Annotated in this window: 15 protein-coding genes; 8 read left to right on the forward strand and 7 right to left on the reverse strand. The window is 73.0% G+C overall.

Translation table 11 applies throughout. The features are described 5' to 3' along the window. The first annotated feature begins 30 nt into the window (after positions 1–30). Positions 31–717 (forward strand): TetR family transcriptional regulator, encoded by a 687-nt coding sequence (locus L3078_RS13740; protein WP_239753853.1) that lies wholly within the window; start codon positions 31–33, stop codon positions 715–717. 269 nt (positions 718–986) lie between these two features. Here L3078_RS13740 and L3078_RS13745 read toward each other — a convergent pair whose 3' ends face one another. The 3 genes from L3078_RS13745 to L3078_RS13755 all read right to left on the reverse strand — a co-directional run bounded on the left by L3078_RS13745 (position 987) and on the right by L3078_RS13755 (position 3643). After that, positions 987–1853 (reverse strand): tetratricopeptide repeat protein, encoded by an 867-nt coding sequence (locus L3078_RS13745; RefSeq protein ID WP_239753854.1) that lies wholly within the window; start codon positions 1851–1853, stop codon positions 987–989. A gap of 66 nt (positions 1854–1919) precedes the next feature. Next, complete coding sequence (locus L3078_RS13750) at positions 1920–2153, reverse strand: ferredoxin (protein ID WP_239753855.1); 234 nt, start codon at positions 2151–2153, stop codon at positions 1920–1922. Next, on the reverse strand, positions 2153–3643 hold the full coding sequence (locus L3078_RS13755; RefSeq protein WP_239760305.1) for an aldehyde dehydrogenase: 1491 nt from the start codon (positions 3641–3643) through the stop codon (positions 2153–2155). Before L3078_RS13755 ends, L3078_RS13750 begins: the two co-directional genes overlap by 1 nt. 164 nt (positions 3644–3807) lie before the next feature. Between L3078_RS13755 and L3078_RS13760 the strand changes: the two genes are divergently transcribed. Beyond that, complete coding sequence (locus L3078_RS13760; protein WP_239753856.1) at positions 3808–4839, forward strand: MBL fold metallo-hydrolase; 1032 nt, start codon at positions 3808–3810, stop codon at positions 4837–4839. A 169-nt stretch (positions 4840–5008) separates the two neighbouring features. On the opposite strand, the gene L3078_RS13765 is transcribed toward L3078_RS13760, so the two are convergent. Further along, positions 5009–5875, reverse strand: coding sequence for a phosphotransferase (locus tag L3078_RS13765; protein WP_239753857.1), 867 nt, complete (start codon positions 5873–5875; stop codon positions 5009–5011). 317 nt (positions 5876–6192) lie between these two features. After that, positions 6193–7401: an RNA-guided endonuclease InsQ/TnpB family protein gene (locus L3078_RS13770; RefSeq protein ID WP_239753858.1), complete on the reverse strand. Its 1209-nt coding sequence runs from the start codon at positions 7399–7401 to the stop codon at positions 6193–6195. Positions 7402–7562: 161 nt separating this feature from the next. Between L3078_RS13770 and L3078_RS13775 the strand changes: the two genes are divergently transcribed. The 6 genes from L3078_RS13775 (at position 7563) to L3078_RS13800 (ending at position 14315) form a co-directional block, all read left to right on the forward strand. Further along, a complete protein-coding gene (locus tag L3078_RS13775) occupies positions 7563–8888 on the forward strand; it encodes a prenyltransferase/squalene oxidase repeat-containing protein (protein ID WP_239753859.1) in 1326 nt (441 codons plus the stop codon). Between the two features lie 65 nt (positions 8889–8953). Then, a complete protein-coding gene (locus tag L3078_RS13780; protein WP_239753860.1) occupies positions 8954–9685 on the forward strand; it encodes an SCO2322 family protein in 732 nt (243 codons plus the stop codon). Positions 9686–9694: 9 nt separating this feature from the next. Further along, positions 9695–10912 carry an energy-coupling factor transporter transmembrane protein EcfT gene (locus L3078_RS13785; protein ID WP_239753862.1) on the forward strand — a complete coding sequence of 406 codons (1218 nt, stop codon included), beginning with the start codon at positions 9695–9697 and terminating at the stop codon, positions 10910–10912. Further along, the gene (locus L3078_RS13790; protein ID WP_239753863.1) at positions 10909–12696 is read left to right on the forward strand and encodes an ABC transporter ATP-binding protein; all 1788 of its coding nucleotides are present in this window, start codon (positions 10909–10911) and stop codon (positions 12694–12696) included. The genes L3078_RS13785 and L3078_RS13790 overlap by 4 nt, the downstream gene beginning before the upstream one ends. 23 nt (positions 12697–12719) lie before the next feature. Then, entirely contained in the window at positions 12720–13556 is an 837-nt protein-coding gene (locus L3078_RS13795; RefSeq protein WP_239753864.1) for an ECF transporter S component, read from the forward strand. A gap of 324 nt (positions 13557–13880) precedes the next feature. Then, complete coding sequence (locus L3078_RS13800) at positions 13881–14315, forward strand: aggregation-promoting factor C-terminal-like domain-containing protein (protein ID WP_239760306.1); 435 nt, start codon at positions 13881–13883, stop codon at positions 14313–14315. A 138-nt stretch (positions 14316–14453) separates the two neighbouring features. Here L3078_RS13800 and L3078_RS13805 read toward each other — a convergent pair whose 3' ends face one another. Together L3078_RS13805 and L3078_RS13810 are read right to left on the reverse strand one after the other, a co-directional pair. Then, positions 14454–18233, reverse strand: coding sequence for an nSTAND1 domain-containing NTPase (locus tag L3078_RS13805; RefSeq protein ID WP_239753865.1), 3780 nt, complete (start codon positions 18231–18233; stop codon positions 14454–14456). Between the two features lie 360 nt (positions 18234–18593). Next, complete coding sequence (locus tag L3078_RS13810) at positions 18594–19763, reverse strand: steroid 3-ketoacyl-CoA thiolase (RefSeq protein ID WP_239753866.1); 1170 nt, start codon at positions 19761–19763, stop codon at positions 18594–18596. Positions 19764–19949: the final 186 nt, after the last annotated feature.

A 19949-nucleotide genomic window follows, 5' to 3' on the forward strand; every position in this document is an offset into this window, starting at 1 on the left:
ACCGTCACGACTGCCACGGGAACGAGACCCATGCCTGCGGAAGCCAAGGTGGAGACCAAGCTGGAGGCCAAGGTGGAGGTCAAGGTGGAGGCCAAGCAGGACGGCGGCACCGCGCGCACCGACTCGCCGCCCCTCACGGAGCGCCAGGAGGCCCGCCGGCGCCGCATCCTGCACGCGAGCGCCCAGTTGGCCAGCCGGGGCGGTTTCGACGCCGTGCAGATGCGCGAGGTCGCGGAGTCCTCCCAGGTCGCCCTCGGGACCCTCTACCGCTACTTCCCCTCCAAGATCCATCTGCTCGTCGCCACCATGCAGGACCAGCTGGAGCACATGCACGGCACGCTCCGCAAGAAGCCCCCGAGCGGCGAGACGGCCGCCGAGCGGGTCGCCGAGACCCTGATGCGCGCGTTCCGGGCCCTGCAGCGCGAGCCCCACCTCGCGGACGCCATGGTGCGCGCGCTCACCTTCGCCGACCGCAGCGTCAGCCCGGAGGTCGACCAGGTCTCCCACCAGACGACCGCGATCATCCTCGACGCGATGGGGCTGGACGACCCGACCGCCGAGCAGCTCTCCGCCGTCCGCGTCATCGAGCACACCTGGCACTCGGCCCTCATCACCTGGCTCTCCGGCCGCGCCTCCATCGCCCAGGTGAAGATCGACATCGAGACGGTGTGCCGCCTGATCGACCTGACGGCCCCGGAACGGCGGGCGCGGACGTAGGAGAGCGGGCGCTCCTGGGCGCACGAAAGGACCTACGAGACGGGTTCCCTGCGCCGGTATTACCCGGATCAGGTGCTGGAGGTCGCCTTCCGGCCCTGTCCTGCAGCCTTCCGGCCTCTCAGCCCGACCGTCGACGTCGGCACCGGCGGATCTGCTACCTCGCGCCCATGTCGGCTACTCCGGTCGACTCCCTCACTCGTCTCGTAGGCTGTTTTCCACAATAGAACGCCCATACGGGAATACAACCCCCAAAGGGGATTTTTTACTCTTCAGCCCATGATCTCCAGCCCGCTCCAGCTCCGCCCGATCGCCTTCTCGGCGGCCCACCGGTCCAGCAGCCGTCGGGCGTCCTCCTCCGGGGCCGCGAGGGTGAGGCGCTGGGCGCCGGTGCGGGCCGGGGTGTGCTCCTTGTGGATCGTGCCCTCGCTGCAGCAGGCGCAGTGCACGGTGAGGCTGTCGGCGGTCTCCGCGCCGAAGTCGTGGTCGGCGAAGAGGGCGACGAGGGCCTCCAGGTCGGCGCTCTCGCCGACCGCGACCGTCACCTGGAGGGTGGGCAGGTCGGACACCTCGAAGAGCAGCAGTTCGTCGAAGACGGGGAAGGTCGTGCCGTCGAGGACGCGTTCCCCGTTGGGCCGGCCGTCGTGGAGGACGATCTCGCCGTAGCGGCGGCCGCCGGTCACGGGGACGTTGACCACGCGGCCGCGCGTCGGGCACAGCCGCTCGATCCACACCACCTCGCGTTCGCCCCCGGTGTCCAGGCGCACACAGGCATGGCCGAAACGGCCCTCGATCTCGCCCTCGCCGTCCGGGACGTCGAGGCCGAAGCCGGCCCAGGCGTCGCGCGCCACGGCCCAGTCGCGGCGGATCGTGGCCGCGATGCCGAGGTTCCAGAACGCCGGGTCGCCCTCGCCGCGCGGCGCCCGGGCGGCGGCCTGGACACCCAGCTCGTACGCCTTGTCCCAGTTGCGCAGGAACTTGTGGCCGAGCGCGGCGTCGTACCACCACCCCGCGCTCGGCTTCTCGTCCGGGAAATGCGCGAGCACCCGCTCGTAGAGGTCGGCGGCGCGCTGCCACTCCTCGGCGTCCCAGGCCGCGTACGCCTGCTCGATCAGCCTCTTGGCCTCGGACTTCCGCACTTCTTCCCGCCCCGCGTGTGTGTTCGTTCGTATGTCGACCGTATGTCGACGGCAGAGCGTAGGCCCCTACTCCTCCGGCGGGAACACCGGCTCCCCGCTGTCGAGCAGGGTGATGGTGATCGCCTCCACCGGGCAGCCCTCGGCCGCCTTCAGGACGCGTTCGTGGGCGTCGGTGTCCGGTTCGACGGGATGGGACTGCATGGCGGAGTCGAGGCGGAAGGCGTCCGGGGCGAGGTGGACGCACTGGGCGGAGCCGATGCAGAGGGCGCGGTCGACCTCCACGTGCCAGCGGTCGCCCATCACCCGACCCCCTTGCCCGCCGTGACACCGGCGGGCGGCTCGTAGCCGGCGGGCAGGTGGATCATCTTGTGCTCCAGGTACTCGCCGTACCCCTCGGGGCCGAACTCGCGCCCCAGCCCGGAGTTCTTGTAGCCGCCGAAGGGGCCGAGCATGTCGAGGCTGAAGGTGTTGACCGAGTAGGTACCGGTGCGGACCCGGCGGGCGACGTCGATGCCGCGTTCGTCGTCGGCGGTCCAGACGCTGCCGCTGAGACCGTAGTCGGAGTCGTTGGCGATCCGGACGGCCTCGTTCTCGTCGCCGTACGGGAGGAGGCAGATGACCGGGCCGAAGATCTCCTCGCGGGCGATGCGCATCGTGTTGTCGACGTCGCCGAAGAGGGTCGGCTCGACGTACCAGCCGCGCTCCAGGTGCGCCGGCCGGCCGCCGCCGGTGAGGATCTTGGCGCCCTCCTCCTGGCCGATGCGGATGTAGTCGAGGCTGCGGCGCTGCTGGCGGGCGGCCACGAGCGGGCCGAGTTCGGTGGCCGGGTCCAGGGGGTCGCCGACCTTCAGCGCGGAGGCGTAGGCCGCGAAGGCCTCGGCGAACTCGTCGTAGCGGGTGCGCGGGACGAGGATGCGGGTCTGGGCCACGCACGCCTGGCCGTTGATCATCCAGGCGAAGGGGGCGATGCCGTTCACGGCGGTCTGCGCGTCGGCGTCGGGGAGGATCACGGCCGCCGACTTGCCGCCCAACTCCAGGGTGACGCGGGTGAGGTTGCGGGCGGCGACCTCCATGACGCGCTTGCCTGCGGCGACCGAGCCGGTGAAGGAGACCTTGTCGACGCCCGGGTGCCCGACCAGGTACTCGCTGACCTCCCGGTCGGCGGGAAGGATCGAGAGCACGCCCTCGGGCAGGCCGGCCTCGGCGGCTATCTCCGCCAACAGATAGGCGTCCAGGGGGGTTTCGGGCGACACCTTCAGGATCGCCGGACAGCCGGCGAGGAGGGCGGGGGCGAGTTTGGCGGCGGCGGTGAACTGCGGCACGTTCCAGGGGACGACCGCCGCGACCACCCCGACCGGCTCGCGCCGGACGAGGATCTGGCCGAGCACGCCGTCGCGGCGCTCCTCGTAGGTGAAGTCGCGGGCGGTGGTGATCGCCGCGTCCCAGGCCATCATCGACGCGAGGGCCTGCACCATCACGCTGGAGGTGAACGGGGTGCCGTTCTCGGCGCTGATGATCCGGGCGAACTCCTCGTGGCGCACGGCGAAGGCGTCCTTGATCCGGGTGACGACCGCGATCCGTTCGTCGAGGGTCGTACGGGGCCAGGGGCCGTGGTCGAAGGCACGGCGTGCGGCGGCCACGGCCCGGTCGACGTCCGCGCGCGAGGCGTGCGGGACGCGGCCGATGACCTCCTCCGAGTGCGGCGAGACCACCTCGATGACGTCCGCGCCCAGGGGGTCGGTCAACTCCCCGCCGATGAACAGCTGTCCGTGTTCCACGAGTTCGGTCATGGCCGTTGCCTCCCGGAGCCACTTCTCTGACATACCGTCAGTTTCGAATAGGGAACTGATACCAGTTCCAGGGGAAGGAGTCCATGTCATGCGTCGGCCGATGGGGGCGGCTGCGTATTCCCGCGCCCATCCCTGGTGGAACTCGTTCTAGTTATAGTGACTTCATGACACAGGTGACCGATCACGGCGGAGGCGTACGGTCCATCGAGGTCCCCATCCCGGACAACCCGCTCGGCCACACCCTCGTGTACGTCGTCGACACCGACCGCGGGCCTGTCCTCGTCGACACCGGCTGGGACGACCCGGCGTCCTGGGACACGCTCGCCGCGGGCCTGAGCGCGTGCGGTACGTCGGTCGCGGAGATCCACGGGGTCGTGATCACCCACCACCATCCCGACCACCACGGCCTGTCGGGGGCCGTGCGCGAGGCGTCCGGGGCGTGGATCGCGATGCACGCGGCGGACACGGCGATCGTGCGGCGCACGCGCGGGACCGGGCCGGACCGCTGGTACTCCTACATGACGGACAAGCTCACGGCGGCGGGCGCGCCCGAGGAACACCTCGCGCCGCTACGGGCCCCGCGCCGGCCGCGCGCCGCCCTGCCCGGGTTCTCCCCCGCGCTCCCCGACCGCGAGATCGTGCCCGGTGAACTCCTCGACCTCCCCGGCCGCCGCGTCCGCGCGATCTGGACGCCGGGCCACACGCCGGGGCACGTCTGCCTCCATCTGGAGGAGGCGCACCCGGCCCAACTCCCGGGTCACGGAAGGCTGTTCTCCGGCGACCATCTCCTCCCCGAGATCAGCCCGCACATCGGCCTCTACGAGGACCCGGACGACGACACGGTCACCGACCCGCTGGGCGACTACCTCGACTCACTCGAACGCGTCGGCCGTCTCGGCGCCGCCGAGATCCTTCCCGCCCATCAGTACGCGTTCACCGATACGGCCGCGCGCGTACGGGAGTTGCTGGCCCACCACGAGTCCCGGCTGACCGATCTGCTCACCCTCCTCGCCTCCCCGCTCACCGCCTGGCAGCTCGCCGAACGCATGGAGTGGAACCGTCCCTGGCCCCAGATCCCCTTCACCTCCCGCAACATCGCGGTCTCCGAGGCGGAGGCGCATGTGCGGCGGCTGGTGAAGCTGGGCAGGGCGGAGATGGTGCCGGGGAGTGATCCGGTGCGGTACGTGGCGGTGTGACGGCGGTACGGGGTTGCGCGGCTCAGCACCCAGGGGAGGCGTTCGCTCGTTTTTTCGCCCCCGCCGCCCCTACCCGTCCCATCCTCAAGGGGCTGCGCCCCTTCGACCCCCACCGGGTCGGTTGTCGGCCGCCGGTTCGGTGGGGGTTCTCGCGCAGTTCCCCGCGCCCCTAAAGGCCTGCGGCCTTCTCAGGGGCGTCTCGGATCAACTCTTCTGCCTTGGCCAGGAGTTCGATCTCCTGGGGGGACATGGTCGGGTTGGATGCCCGGCGGTGGCTCGCTTCGGTCAGGTCGTGGTGGGTCATGGTGTGGTCGGGGCGGTGGGCCAGGAGGGAGGTGAGGGTGGCGTGGGCCATGGGGGCGCGGGTGTCGGTCGGGTCGACGGCGACCTGGGCGAGGATCATCGCGGAGACGGCCCAGTCGAGGCCGGGCGGCCCCTCCTCGGCGTTGCTCCAGTCGATGACCTGCGGGCCGTGCGGGGTGAGGAGGACGTTCTCCGGGTGGAGGTCCAGGTGGAGGACCCGGGCGCCGGGGCGGCGGCGGGGTGGCACCGTGTGGAGGGTGCGCAGGAGTTGGGCCAGGGTGGCACCGACCTCCGCCGGGGTGACCTGACCGGCGGCGCAGGCCTCCAACAGGGTCGGGCCCGACAGGCGTCGCAGCACCATCTCCGAGCGGGACGCCGAGTGGACGCGCGGCACGGGGTAGCCATGGCCGCGCACGTACTCCATGACCTCGGCCTCGGCGGCAGCGTCGCCCCACCCGTCCCGGTAGCGGCGCAGCACCCAGGCGCCACCTCCGCCGACCCGTCCGGCACGTTCGGTACGTCCGGCAGGTTCGGTACGTCCGGCAGGTTCGATACGTCCGGTACGCCCTGTGTGCCTGTCGGCTCCGTCACTGTCGGCGGCGCCTTCCGGGGCGCCGGCCTCGGTCTCCGCGTCGAGGCCGCCGTGACCGTGCGGTCCTGACTCCCCCTCGTCGGCGTGGAGTTCGTACACGTCGGCCGTGCGGCCCGCGCCCAGCAGTCTCCCCGTACGCATGGCCCGAACCTATCGCGGCCCGCGGGCGGCCCTCAGGATCCCGGCTACCGGCAGGTAGAGTGACCGCGTCGTCATCACACCCGTACAGGGGGAAGCCGGTGCAAATCCGGCGCTGACCCGCAACCGTGAGCCGGCCTCGGCAGAGGGCGGCAAGTCGGACTGCCCTGGACGGAATCGTGACCGGCTCGCGTCACCGGCGGCCCGCCGGTGCACGGCACCGTCGAGGAATACGGAGCCGAGCCGCCCGGTGCTCCGCCGTGCCGCCCGGCTCCCCGTCAGGGGGGAGAGGCAGCCGCCGATTTGACTTCCTCCCCCGCCTAAAGGCGGGGGATTCCGGCGGTCGCCCGCTGGGGTTCCTGTTTCATCGACGACCGCCCCGTCCGGGAGGACTCCCGTTGAGGTCTTACACCGTCTCCGCAGGCAGACACGGCCAGCCCGGCCGCGAGAATGTTCTTCGCCGCGTTCACGTCGCGGTCATGCAGGGCGCCGCAGTCGCACGTCCACTCGCGGACGTTCAGCGGCATCCTCACCGCGACCGTGCCGCAGGTCCCGCACAGCTTGCTGCTGGGGAACCAGCGGTCGATCACGACGAGTTCGCGCCCGTACCAGGCGCACTTGTACTCCAGCATGGAGCGCAGTTCCGTCCACGAGGCGTCCGAGATGGCGCGCGCGAGTTTGCCGTTCTTCAGCAGGTTGCGGACGGTGAGGTCCTCGATCACGACCGTTTGGTTCTCACGGACGAGTCGAGTCGACAGTTTGTGCAGGAAGTCGCGGCGCCGGTCGGCGATCCGCGCGTGGACCTTGGCGACCCTGCGCCGGGATTTCTCCCGGTTCGCCGAGCCCTTCGTCTTCCGCGACAGCTCACGCTGTGCGCGGGCCAGGCGGGCACGGTCCCGGCGCTCGTGCCGGGGGTTGGTGACCTTCTCCCCGGTCGACAGGGTCACCAGGGAGGTGATCCCGGCGTCCAGGCCGACAACCGCGTCGGTGGCGGGGGCCGGGGTAATGGCGTCCTCGCACAGCAGGGACACGAACCAGCGCCCGGCAGCGTCGCGGGACACGGTCGCCGTGGTCGGCTCCGCGCCCTGCGGGAGCGGGCGCGACCAGCGGATGTCCAGGGGCTCGGCCATCTTCGCCAGCGTCAACTGCCCGGCGCGCCACTTGAAAGCGCTGCGGGTGTACTCGGCCGACGCGCGGGACTTCTTCCGGCTCTTGTAGCGCGGGTACTTCGCGCGCTTGGCGAAGAAGTTCCCGAACGCCGTCTGAAGATGGCGCAGCGCCTGCTGAAGCGGAACGGAGGACACCTCCGCCAGGAAGGCCAGCTCCTCGGTCTTCTTCCACTGCGTCAGCGCGGCCGACGACTGCACGTAGGAGACACGGCGCTGCTCGCCGTACCAGGCCCGTGTGCGCTCCTCCAGCGCCCTGTTGTACACGAGACGGACGCAGCCGAACGTACGGGACAGCTCAGCCGCCTGCTCGTCCGTGGGGTAAAAGCGGTACTTGAATGCCCGCTTGACCTGCTGCATCACGCCTCACACCGTATCAGATTCCGTGTGAGCGACGGAGATCGGCCGGTGACCGGTGCACGCCGGTCCGCCCTGGTGGCGAACCGGCTACCCCTGCCCTGCTCCGCAGGAGCTTCGTTTCCTCCCCCGGCTGAAGCCGGGGGTATCCACGAAGGAGATCCCCGATGAATGTCCGCCGCAGCGCCGCGGTCGTCGCCGTACTGACCGTCACAGCCGGACTCGGCACGGGACTCGGACTCGGACTGGGGCTCGCGCCGGTCGCCCTCGCCGACGGCACGGCCTCCGAGGCGTCCACCGCTCCCTCCGCCTCGCCCTCCCAGGCGATACCCACCGGTCTGTACGGCTCCAACGACCCCACGTACGACGGTGTCTGGCGGCAGTCGCTCACCCTGCTCGCCCTGGACGCCGTGGGGGAGAAGCCCGGCGCCGGGGCCGTGGAGTGGCTGGTCGGGCAGCAGTGTGCGAGCGGGGCGTTCCCGGCGTACCGCGCCGACGCGACCGCCGAGTGCGACAGCGCGACGGCCGTCGACACCAACAGCACGGCGGCCGCGATCCAGGCGCTCGCGGCGGTCGGCGGGCGGGACGCCGAGGCCGGCCGGGCGGTGCGGTGGCTGAAGGACGAGCAGAACGAGGACGGCGGCTGGGGCTACACCGCGGGCGGCCCCAGCGACGCGAACTCGACGTCCGTCGTGATCGGCGCGCTGGCCGCCGTGGGCGACGCCCCGGGGAAGCAGAAGAAGGACGGCAACTCCCCCTACGACGCCCTCGGTTCCCTCGCCCTCCCCTGCGACGGCGACCGTGCTGCGAAGGACGGTGGGGCCTTCGCCTTTCAGCCCGACAAGAAGGGCGGTCTGGCCGCGAACGCCGACGCCACGGCCGCCGCCGTGCTCGGCAGCCTGGGCAAGGGGTTCGTGGTCGGGGCGGGGAGCGGCGAGGGGAAGGGCGGGGCCTCGTTCGACGCCTGCGCCTCGGGTGACGCTCCGGAGGACCTCGCGCACAACGGCGCCGTCCATCTGGCCGGTGCCCTCACCGCCGACGGCTATCTGACGTCCTCCCTCGCGGGCGCGGAGGACCAGCCCGACCACGGCAACACCGCCGACGCGGTCGTCGCGCTCGCCGCCGCCGGGGACGTGGACGCGACCGAGAAGCCGCTCACCTGGCTGGAGAAGAACCACGGCGTGTGGGCGGCCAAGGCCGGGCCCGCCGCGTACGCCCAGCTCGTCTTCGCGGCGCACGCCTCCGGTGGCGACCCGCGTGACTTCGGTGGTGCCGATCTGGTGGCCCAGCTGCAGGAGACCGGTCCGGCCGGGGAGGTGGACGACTACTCCTCGGTGCCGGTCGACGACACGGCCGCCGGGGACGAGGCGGACAGGTCCGGCGACGGTCTCGCGGCGGGCGTGTGGTGGGTGATCGGGCTCGGGCTGGTCGTGGTCACGGCCGTGGTCGGGCTCGGGCTGGTGCGGGGCGCCCGGAAGCGGCCGCAGGCATGACCGGGCGTCGGCCACGGGGTGGAACGGCCGCGCCGCGAGGCGGAGTGCCCCCGAGGTGGGGTGGCGTGTCCCGGCTGTGGGTGGGAGTGCCCCGGCTGTGGGTGGCGGTGCCGGCCGCCTTCCTGAGTGGTCTGCTGCTGGTGCTGGGAGGGTCGACACAGGCCCATGCCGCCGCGTACCGGTACTGGTCGTTCTGGGAGCGGGACGGTTCCGCGTGGGCGTACGCCACGCAGGGGCCGTCGACCGCGCGGCCGACGGACGGGGCGGTGCAGGGCTTCCGGTTCGCCGTGAGCCGGGACTCGGCCGACGCGATCCAGCCGCGTGGCGCCGCCGACTTCGGCTCCGTCTGCGGGAACACGGCCGCGCGGGCCGGGGAGAAGCGGGTCGCGCTGGTCATCGACTTCGGTACGGCGGCGGACGCGCCGGAGGGCGAGACGCCTCCGGCGGCGCGTACGGCCTGTGCGCGGGTGCCGGACGACGCGACCACGGCCGAGGCGCTGGCCTCCGTCGCGAAGCCGCTCCGGTACGACACGAACGCGCTGCTGTGCGCGATCGGGGGCTATCCGGGGAAGGGGTGCGGAGAGGCGGTCGACTCCGATGCCGGGGCCGACGTCGGGTCTGGTGCCAACTCCGGTGCCGGTTCCGACTCCGACGGTCGTGCCGACGCCCCGAGTTCGACGGCCGGGGCCGCCCCCGAGGACGGGCAGGGGCCGTCCGTCGGGCTGTTCGTGGGTGCGGGCGTGGTCGCCGTGCTGGCCGCCGCCGCGGTGTGGCGGGCGCGGCGGCGCCGGGGGTAGGGCGGCGCGATGCGGTGGTTCACAGGACGCACGGAGTCGGGGCCGGCCGGGGGCGGGTCCCGCGACTCGGCGGTGCCTCAGCGGCCCGGCACGAGGTCGCACCGGCTCGACGCGAGGTCGCACCCGCCCGGCGCGGGGTCGCGCCGAGGTGGGGTGCACGCTCTTGCCTGGTGGGGGTGGGCGCTCGGGCTCGGGACCGCCGCGTCGCGTACCACCAACCCCCTGCTCCTCGCGCTGCTCATCGCGGTGGCCGGATACGTCGTGGCCACGCACCGGACCGACGCCCCCTGGGCCCGCTCGTACACCGCGTTCGTGAAGCTCGGGCTGGTGGTGCTGGGCGTTCGGCTGGGGTTCGCGGTCGTGCTGGGCTCGCCCATCCCCGGGACGCACACCCTGCTCACGCTCCCCGAAGTGCCGCTCCCCGCCTGGGCACAGGGGATCCGGCTGGGCGGTCGGGTCACGGCGGAGGGGTTCCTGTTCGCGCTGTACGACGGGCTGCGGTTGGCCACCCTGTTGATCTGCGTCGGCGCCGCGAACGCCCTGGCCAACCCGGCCCGCCTCCTCAAGTCCCTCCCCGGCGCCCTGTACGAGGCCGGCGTGGCCGTGGTGGTGGCGATGACGTTCGCGCCGCACCTGGTGGCGGACGTACAGCGGTTGCGGGCCGCGCGGCGGCTGCGGGGCCGGCCCGACCGGGGCGTGCGCGGGCTCCTGCACGTCGGACTCCCGGTGCTGGAGGGCGCGTTGGAGCGCTCGGTCGCGCTCGCCGCCGCGATGGACGCGCGCGGCTACGGCCGTACCGCCGAGGTCCCGGCACCCGTCCGCCGTACGACCGCCGCGCTCACCCTCGGTGGACTGCTCGGCGTGTGCGCGGGAACGTACGGCGTGCTGACCGCCGAGGGCGGGGGCTACGGCCTGCCCGTGCTGCTCGCCGGACTGGCCGCCGCGCTGGCGGGACTGCGGCTGGGCGGCCGTCGCTCTCCGCGCACCCGCTACCGGCCCGACGCGTGGGGTGCGCGGGCGTGGCTGGTGGCCGGGTCCGGGGTGGCCGTCGCCGCGCTGCTGATCGTGTCCGCCGCGTACGACCCCGCCGCCCTGCACCCCGTCGTCGTCCCCCTCACCTCCCCCGACCTGCCCCTGCTGCCCGCCGCCGCGGTCCTGCTGGGCCTGCTGCCCGCGTTCGCCGTACCCGCTCCGACCGTCGCCCCGTCCGAGGAGGACACCTCATGATCCGCTTCGAGGACGTGTCCGTGACGTACGACGGAGCGGCCGAACCCACCGTCCGGGGCGTGGACTTCGAGGTCCCGGAGGGTGAACTCGTGCTGCTCGTCGGGCCGTCGGGGGTCGGCAAGTCGACCGTGCTCGGGGCGGTGAGCGGGCTCGTGCCGCACTTCACCGGGGGCACCCTGAGCGGCCGGGTGACGGTGGCCGGGCGGGACACCCGCACGCACAAGCCGCGTGAACTCGCCGACGTGGTCGGCACGGTGGGCCAGGATCCGCTGGCGCACTTCGTCACGGACACGGTCGAGGACGAACTCGCCTACGGGATGGAGTCGTTGGGCATCGCCCCGGACGTCATGCGGCGCCGGGTGGAGGAGACGCTCGACCTGCTGGGTCTCGCCGATCTCCGCGACCGCCCGATCGCCACGCTCTCCGGCGGGCAGCGGCAGCGCGTCGCGATCGGGTCCGTGCTCACCCCGCACCCCCGTGTGCTCGTCCTCGACGAGCCGACGTCCGCCCTGGACCCGGCGGCCGCCGAGGAGGTCCTGGCCGTGCTCCAGCGACTCGTCCACGACCTGGGCACGACGGTCCTCATGGCCGAACATCGCCTCGAACGCGTCGTGCAGTACGCCGACCGGGTCGCCCTCCTCCCGGCCCCGGGCGCCCCGCCGGTGCTGGGCGCTCCGGCCGAGGTGATGGCCGTCTCGCCGGTGTACCCGCCGGTGGTCGACCTGGGCCGCCTGGCGGGCTGGTCCCCCCTCCCCCTGACCATCCGGGACGCCCGCCGCCAAGCGGAACCACTCCGAGAAACCCTCGCCCTGAAGGGGCGCGGGGAACTGCGTGATCAACCACAAAGCACCCGCACCCCGCACACGACAGAAGCCCCCGAGCTCCCCCCGGCCCCACGCTCCCCCCTCCTCCGGCGCCTCCTCGGCAAGAGCCGAACCCCCCAACCCCCCTCTCCGCACCCCTCACCGCCCCCCTCCCCGGCGACGGTCACGGCCCTCTCCGTCCACCACGGCCGCGTCCACGCCCTCACCCACGTCTCCCTCACCGTCACCCCGGGCGAGACGCTCGCCCTCATGGGCCGCAACGGCGCCGGCAAGTCCACGCTGCTGTCCGCCCTGGTCGGGCTGGTGGAACCGGCGGCCGGTTCGGTGCGGGTGGGCGGCCTGGTCCCCCACCGGACGGCGCCCGCGGACCTCGTACGCCGTGTGGGCCTCGTACCGCAGGAGCCCCGCGACCTGCTCTACACGGACACGGTCGCGGCGGAGTGCGCGGCGGCGGACCGGGACGCGGGGGCCGCACCGGGCACCTGTCGGGCCCTGGCCTCCGAGCTGCTGCCCGGGATCGGGGACGACACGCACCCGCGCGACCTGTCGGAGGGGCAGCGGCTGGCCCTCGCGCTCGCGGTGGTCCTCACGGCCCGCCCGCCGCTGCTCCTGCTCGACGAGCCGACCCGGGGCCTCGACTACGCGGCCAAGGCCCGCCTGGTCACGCACCTGCGCGCCCTCGCGGCCGACGGTCACGCCATCGTCCTGGCCACGCACGACGTGGAACTGGCCGCCGAGCTGGCGCACCGCGTGCTGATCCTCGCCGACGGGGAGGTCGTGGCCGACGGGCCGACCGCCGAGGTGGTCGTCGGCTCCCCGTCCTTCGCCCCGCAGGTCACGAAGATCCTCGCCCCGCAGCCCTGGCTCACCACGACCGAGGTACGCCGCGCCCTGCGAACCACGACCCCGGCACCCGAGCCGGAGCGACCCGCCGCGCCCACCCGGGAGGAGCACCCGTGAGCGGCACCCCGGGAGGAGCACCCGTGAACGGCAGCCCCCCGCCCTTCCGCCGCCCCCGTCCCGTCCCCCTCTCCCCGCGCACCGTCGCCGCCCTCCTCCTCGTCAGCGTCATCGGTGCCGCGGCCTTCGGCTGGCCCTTCTTCGCGGATCCCGGTTCGCAGGTGACCGCGCACGCGCAGGACGCGCCCTGGCTGTTCGCCGGGCTGCTCGTGCTGCTGGTCGGGGTCGTCGGCGCGACGCTCTCCGAGGCGGGGCTCGGCGCGAAGGCGGTGGCGATGCTCGGGGTGCTCGCGGCGGTCGGCGCGGCACTGCGCCCCATCGGGGCCGGCACCGCCGGGATCGAGCCGATGTTCTTCCTGATGGTGCTCAGCGGCCGGGTGCTCGGTCCGGGCTTCGGCTTCGCCCTCGGCGCGGTGACGATGTTCTCGTCCGCGCTGCTCACGGGGGGTGTGGGCCCGTGGATGCCGTTCCAGATGCTGACGATGGGCTGGTTCGCGATGGGCGCGGGGCTGCTGCCGGGCGCCCACCGTCTGCGCGGCCGCGCCGAACTCGCCCTGCTCGCCGGTTACGGCTTCGTCGCCGCGTTCGCGTACGGCACGGTCATGAACCTCTACGGCTGGCCCTTCATCGACTCCCTCGCCACGAGCATCGCCTACGAGGCGGACGCGGCCCCGGCCGCCAACCTCGCGCGTTTCCTCGCGTACTGCCTGGCCACGTCCCTCGGCTGGGACCTGGGCCGCGCGGTCGTCACCGTCGTCCTGACCCTCACCGTCGGCACCCCGGTCCTCAAGGCGCTGCGCCGGGCCACCCGCAGGGCCGCCTTCGAGACCGCGGTCACGTTCACCCCGCCGACCCGGTGACTCTCCGACCGGGCCGTGCTCACCGTCCGTCGCGTGAGCCGTGAACCACCCCACAGGACCCACATCACATACGAACCGGGCTCGTAGATCGAAACGCTTGGCATGCCCACGGTCCTACCCGCGCCGACCTGGGCTTTGAGAGCCACGTCACAGAACGGGCCTCTCTCTCGGATACGACTACAACTAGCAAAAGGGGTCATTGCGGACGGTCGCTCCGGCTGTTTCTCTGGATGAGTCGCAACGGCGCCGACGAGCCCACCCGGGCCTCGGCGCCGACGTACGCCCCCCACCACCTCACGTGGTGACGGCATGCCCGCGACGACCATGTCCCCGAAGCAAAGGATCCCCGTGACCCTCTCCGTTCTCCGCCGCATCGCCTCCCCGAAGAAGGCCCTCGCCGGTGCCACCCTGGCCGTCGCCGCCACCGGTGCCGTACTCGCCGCCGCGCCCGCCCAGGCCGCGTCGGAGGCCTCTCAGGCCCAGGCTGTCGCGAAGAAGATGATCGGGGACTCGGCGCAGTACAAGTGCTTCTCCAACATCGTCGACCACGAGAGCGACTGGGACGTCAACGCGACGAACGCGTCCTCCGGCGCCTACGGCCTGGTCCAGGCGCTCCCCGGCTCCAAGATGGCCTCCGCCGGCTCCGACTGGAAGACCAACGCGGCCACCCAGATCGAGTGGGGCGTGGACTACATGAAGGACCGCTACGGCAGCCCCTGTGGCGCGTGGAACTTCTGGCAGGCCAACAACTGGTACTGATCCGGCACGAGCGGCACCACCGGCGCGACCGAGCGCCGACACGGACCGAAGGCGGCGGCCCCCGATCCCCGGGGCCGCCGTCTTCGTCGCGTCGCCGGGCCGACCGCCGCCTTCGCCGTCCTCGTCCCGTTCCGGGCCCTACCCGCACGCTCCGCCCGACTCCTGGTCCGGCAGATACAGCGCCCTCTCCTGCTGGGTGAGGTCCCGGTGGACGGCTCGGCAGAGGTCGGCGATCGCGTCGGTGGGAAGGGGCAGGTCGACGTCCCACAGACGGAGACGGTCACCGTGGTCACCGACCGCCAGGGTGCGGCCGTCGGGGCTGAACGCGAGCCTCGCCGCGTCACCGCCGGGGAGGGTCTCCCGGACGTACCTGGTGGCGGTGTCCCACAGCCGTACCGCGCCGTCCCCGGCCGTGGCGAGCGTCCGGCCGTCGGGGCTGAACGCGAGCTCGACCGGACCCTGCGTGAGACTGACGGTGAGCGTGGCGTCGAGGTCTCCGGTGCCGGTGTCCCACAGCCGTACCGTGCCGTCGGCCTCGGCGGAGGCGAGGGTGCGGCCGTCCGGGCTGAAGGCCATCGACTCCACCTGCCGGAACATCAGGAGCGGATCGTCGCGCGCCCCCTCGGGCGTGGCGCTGCCGACCGGTTCCCTGAGCGTGCGGCGGACGCGTCCGGTGTCGGGATCGCGCAGCCGGATCTCCGCCTTCTGGCCCCCGCTGGTGGCGAAGAGCTCGCCCGTGGGGCTGAACGCCAGCGCCGAGTTCTCCTCGGCCTTGGGGAGTTGGGCGCGGGGCCGCCCGGTGCGGGCGTCGTAGAGATGGAGGCCGTCGCCCACCGTCACCAGCGTGCGGCCGTCCGGACTGAAGACCATCGCGTTGACGAAGTAATCGGGGAGGGTGATCCGCGGTCGGCGGGTTCGGACGTCCCACAGCTGGGCCCGGATGTCGGAGGTGAGGGCGAGCGTCCGGCCGTCGGGGCTGAAGACGACCTCCCCGACGCGGTTCGGCCCGTCGTCGAGCACGGCGCGCGTACGGCGGGTGCCCGTGTCCCAGAGCCTGACCGTGCTGCGCATGTCCCTGGGGTCCTCGGTCCTCGTGACGCTGCTGGTGGCCAGGGTGTCGCCGTCCGGGCTGAAGGACATCGACTGCATGTCGCCGCCCGGAACGTCCAGCGTCGCCCGGGGCCGGTTCGTGCCCACCTTCCACAGCCGGATCGCGACGTCGCCGCCGCCTCCGAAGGTGTCGGCCTCGTTGCCCGCGACCAGTCCGCCCCCGTCCGGGGCGAACGCCACCGACATGACGGGGCTGGTGTGCCCGGTGAGGGTGGTGTCGGCCCGGCCGGTGGCGAGGTCCCAGAGGCGTACCGTGCCGTCGTAGCTGCCGGCGGCCAGGGTCCTGCCGTCCGGGGCGAACGCCATGGACTCGACCCTGCTGCTGGCGCTGGTGAGGGTGGTCCGCTGCCTGCCGTCGGCCACGTCCCACAGATGGACGGTGCCGTCCTCGGTGCCCGTCGCGAGGGTCTTCCCCGCGGTGTCGAAGGCCAGTGAACTCACCACTCCGGTACCGCTCTTGACGGTGGAGAGCACCTTCCCGGTGGCCAGGTCCCAGAGTTGGGCGGTGTGGTCCCGGGTGCTGGTGGCGAGCGTGCGTCCGTCGGGGCTGAACGCGACCGCCATCTCCAGCCCGGTGGGGCCCTTCAGGGTGGTCACGACCCGGCCGTCGGCGACGTTCAGCACCTGCCCGCCCTCGGCCACGGCGAGCGCGCGGCCGGCGCGGTCGAAGCCGACCGCCGCCATGTTGTCGTCGTCGGGTTTCCGGAGGGCGACCGTGGCCCGTACGCGTCCGGTGTCCAGGTCCCACAGTCGCGCGTCGTCGCCGTGGCTCGTGGCGAGGGTCCTGCCGTCCGGGGCGAAGGCCACGGTGCGGACGAGATCGGGGTCCTCCGCGTCCGCCCGGCCGGCGAGCACCTTCCGAGTACGTCCGGTCGCGGGGTCCCACAACCGGACCGTGCCGTCGAAGCCGCCGCTGGCGAGGGTCTTCCCGTCGGGGCTGTAGACCAGCGCGGACACGGTCCCGGTGTGCCCGGTCAGCCGGCGTTCGAGGGGGACGGCCGCGGCGGCGTACAGGCTCCGGGTGGCCTCGCGGGTGGGGCTGGTGCGGTACGCCTTGATGGCGAGCAGCGACGCGAGGTCGGTGTCGCTGTCCAGCAGGGCGGCGGACTGTGCCGCCAACTGGCGGGAGAGACCCTCGCGTTGGGCGTCCAGGGCGCTCTGGCGCTGCCAGTAGGCGACGGTGGTGGCGGTCAGGGCGAGGGCGAGGAGGCAGGCCAGGGAGGTGACGAGGACGCGCAGCCGGCGGGTGGTGCGGGCCTTGGCGCGCTCCTCCTGCTCCAGCGCGTCGAGTCCGGCCGCGAGGAAGGCGGCCTCCTGGTCGGTCAGGTCGTCGGAGTGGCCCGGCCCCGCGAAGTGCTCCCGCGCCGTGGCGAGCCGGCTCCCCCGGTACAGCGCGCCCGCGTCGCGGCCCAGCTCCTCCCAGGAGCGGGCGGCCTCGGTCAGTTGCCGGTGGGCGCGCAGCCGGTCCCGGTCCTCCTCGATCCAGCCGCGCAGCCGGGGCCAGGCGGTGATCAGCGCCTCGTGGGCGAGGTCGACGGTCGTGCCGTCGAGGGTGAGGAGGCGGGCCCGGGTGAGCGCCTCCAGGACCCGGGCGACCTCCTCCCGTCCGGTGCCGGTGGTCTCCAGCTCGGCGCGTTCGGCGGGCCGGCGGGTGTCGGGCGTGCCGTCACCGGGCGAGATGAGCCGCAGCAGCACCCGGCGGGCGGTGGCCGCCTCGCTCTCGGTGAACCGGCCGTGGACGTCCTCGGCGGTCTTGGCGATCGCCCCGTCCAGGCCTCCGGCCGCCTCGTACCCGGCGAGGGTGAGGGTCTTGCCCCGGCGGCGCCGCCAGGTCTCCAGCAGGACGTGCGACAGCAGCGGCAGTCCGCCGGGCGCGTCGGTGATCTCCTCGACCAGCCGGGTGGTCAGCGCCCGCTCCACTGTCAGTCCGGCGGCCGCGGCCGGCTTGACGACGACTTCGCGCAGCTCGGCCGGACTCATGGGCCCGGCCAGCAGGTTGGCGTCGCCGAGCGCCTCGGCGAGCGCGCGGTGCTCGGCGCACCGGCCGTAGAAGTCCGCGCGCACGGCCAACAACACCCGTAGTCCGCTGTCCGGTTCGCGTGCGGTGAGCAACAGGTCGATGAACCGCGCGCGTTCGGCGACGTCGTGGCAGAGGGTGAACACCTCCTCGAACTGGTCGACGACGACGAGCGTGTCACCGTCGCCGCCCGTGTCCCCTCCCCCGTCGCACGCCTCCCGCAGCAGCTCATGGGTGCGGGCCAGTTGGTCGCCGGGGGTCAGGATGCGGATCGCGGACGGGCGCAGGTCCGGCTCCTCGGACTGTCTCAGGACGGGGATCAGGCCGGCGCGCAGGAGGGAGGACTTGCCGATGCCGGAGGGGCCGAAGACCGCCGCGAACCGTCGGCGGCGCATCAGGTCCACGAGGTCGGCGGTGAGGCGGTCCCGGCCGAAGAAGAGGCCGCTGTCACCGGTCTCGAACCGGGCGAGACCGCGGTACGGCGGCTCCGCGGCCGTCTCGTCGCCGTCCGGGTCGAAGGCGGCGGCCTCCTCGACGGCCTGGTGCCACCGTGCCTCCCACTCCGCCGGATCGCCCCCGCAGGCCCGTACGAAGGCCAGGGTCACCGGCAGGGTGGGCAACTGCTCGCCGCCCGCGGCCTGGGAGAGGGTGGTGATCGAGTAGCCCGCCCGCTCGGCCATCGCCCGGTAGGTGAGGCCGCCCGCCTCGGTCCGCAGTTTGCGCAACTCGAACGCGAACCGTTGCACCGGCCCGGCCCCCGGATCGACCGGCACCTCACGACGACCCGCCACCGCGCTGTTCCCCTCCCACCGCACCCACACCGTCCGCCACCAACGTACGCATCCGGCCGCCCAAGCGGAGAGATCGCGTCCGGCCATTGTTTGGCAGCCTCGACCCCCCTGCCTGACAATGCGCGACCCGGTGAAATCAGTGGTGTGGGCGGTACGGGGGCCGCGCACACCGGGGGAGCGGGCGGCACGACCGACCGCCACGGGGGAGCACGGCGGCACGGGGGAACCTGCCGCCACGGGGGAGGAACGGCGGCACGGGGGACTTGCCGCCGCAGGGAGGGCCCTGCTGGTCGCGGGACGACCAGCAGGGCCCTCTTCCCCTCCCCCTCTTGCCCTCCCCTTCTTTCTCCTCCCCGCCCGTCAGAGCCGCTGGATGATCGTCCCGGTCGCCAGCCCGCCGCCCGCGCACATCGTCACCAGCGCGAACTCCTTGTCCGTACGCTCCAGCTCGTGCAGCGCGGTCGTGATGAGCCGCGCCCCGGTCGCGCCCACGGGGTGCCCGAGGGCGATGGCACCGCCGTTGACGTTCACCTTCGCCAGGTCCTGGTCGAAGACCCGCGCCCAGCTCAACACCACCGACGCGAAGGCCTCGTTGATCTCGACCAGGTCGATGTCCCGCAGTGTCATCCCGGCCTTGCCCAGCACGGCCTTGGTGGCGTCGATCGGCCCGTCGAGGTGGAAGTGCGGGTCGGAGCCGACGAGCGCCTGGGCGACGATCCGTGCCCTCGGCCGCAGCTTCAGCGCCCGCGCCATCCGCTTCGACGCCCACATGATCGCCGCCGCGCCGTCGCTGATCTGGGAGGAGTTGCCCGCCGTGTGGACGGCCGTCGGCATGATCGGCTTCAGCCGGGCCAGTGCCTCCATGGAGGTGTCGCGCAGCCCCTCGTCGTGGTCGACGAGCCGCCACATGCCCTGCCCGGCGCCCTGTTCGGCCTCGGTCGTCGGGACCTGGACGGCGAACGTCTCCTTCTTGAACCGCTCCTCCGCCCACGCGGCGGCGGCCCGCTCCTGGGAGAGCAGGCCCAGCGCGTCCACGTCCTCCCGGGTGAGCCCCCGGTGTCGGGCGATCCGTTCCGCGGCCTCGAACTGGTTCGGCAGGTCGACGTTCCACTCCTCAGGGAACGGTTTGCCCGGCCCGTGCTTGGACCCCGACCCGAGCGGCACCCGGGACATGGCCTCGACCCCGCAGCTGATCCCGACGTCGATGACACCGGCGGCGACCATGTTGGCCACCATGTGCGAGGCCTGCTGCGAGGAGCCGCACTGACAGTCGACGGTGGTCGCGGCCGTCTCGTACGGCAGGCCCATGGTCAACCAGGCCGTGCGCGCGGGGTTCATGGACTGTTCGCCGGCGTGGGTCACCGTGCCGCCGACGATCTGCTCGACGCAGTCGGCGGGGATGCCGGTGCGGCCGAGGAGTTCACGGTAGGTCTCGCCCAGCAGATAGGCGGGGTGCAGGTTGGCGAGCGCGCCGCCGCGCCTGCCGATGGGGGTGCGTACGGCTTCGACGATCACGGGTTCCGCGGCCATGGGAATCCTCTCGACGGTTACCCGCGCGGCGCGGGGCGTCCCGGCCCGGCCCGCCACGCAGAACTAGTACGCGTTCTAGTTCTCTTGAGCAGTCTGCGGAGGGGCACTCCGGCACCGCAAGGGGCGTGCGGCAATTGGAAGCCGATTGAGGACCCCGCACCCCTTGCTACTTCTAGAACCCGTTAC

The organism is Streptomyces deccanensis (assembly GCF_022385335.1).
Classification (GTDB): Bacteria; Actinomycetota; Actinomycetes; order Streptomycetales; family Streptomycetaceae; genus Streptomyces; species Streptomyces deccanensis.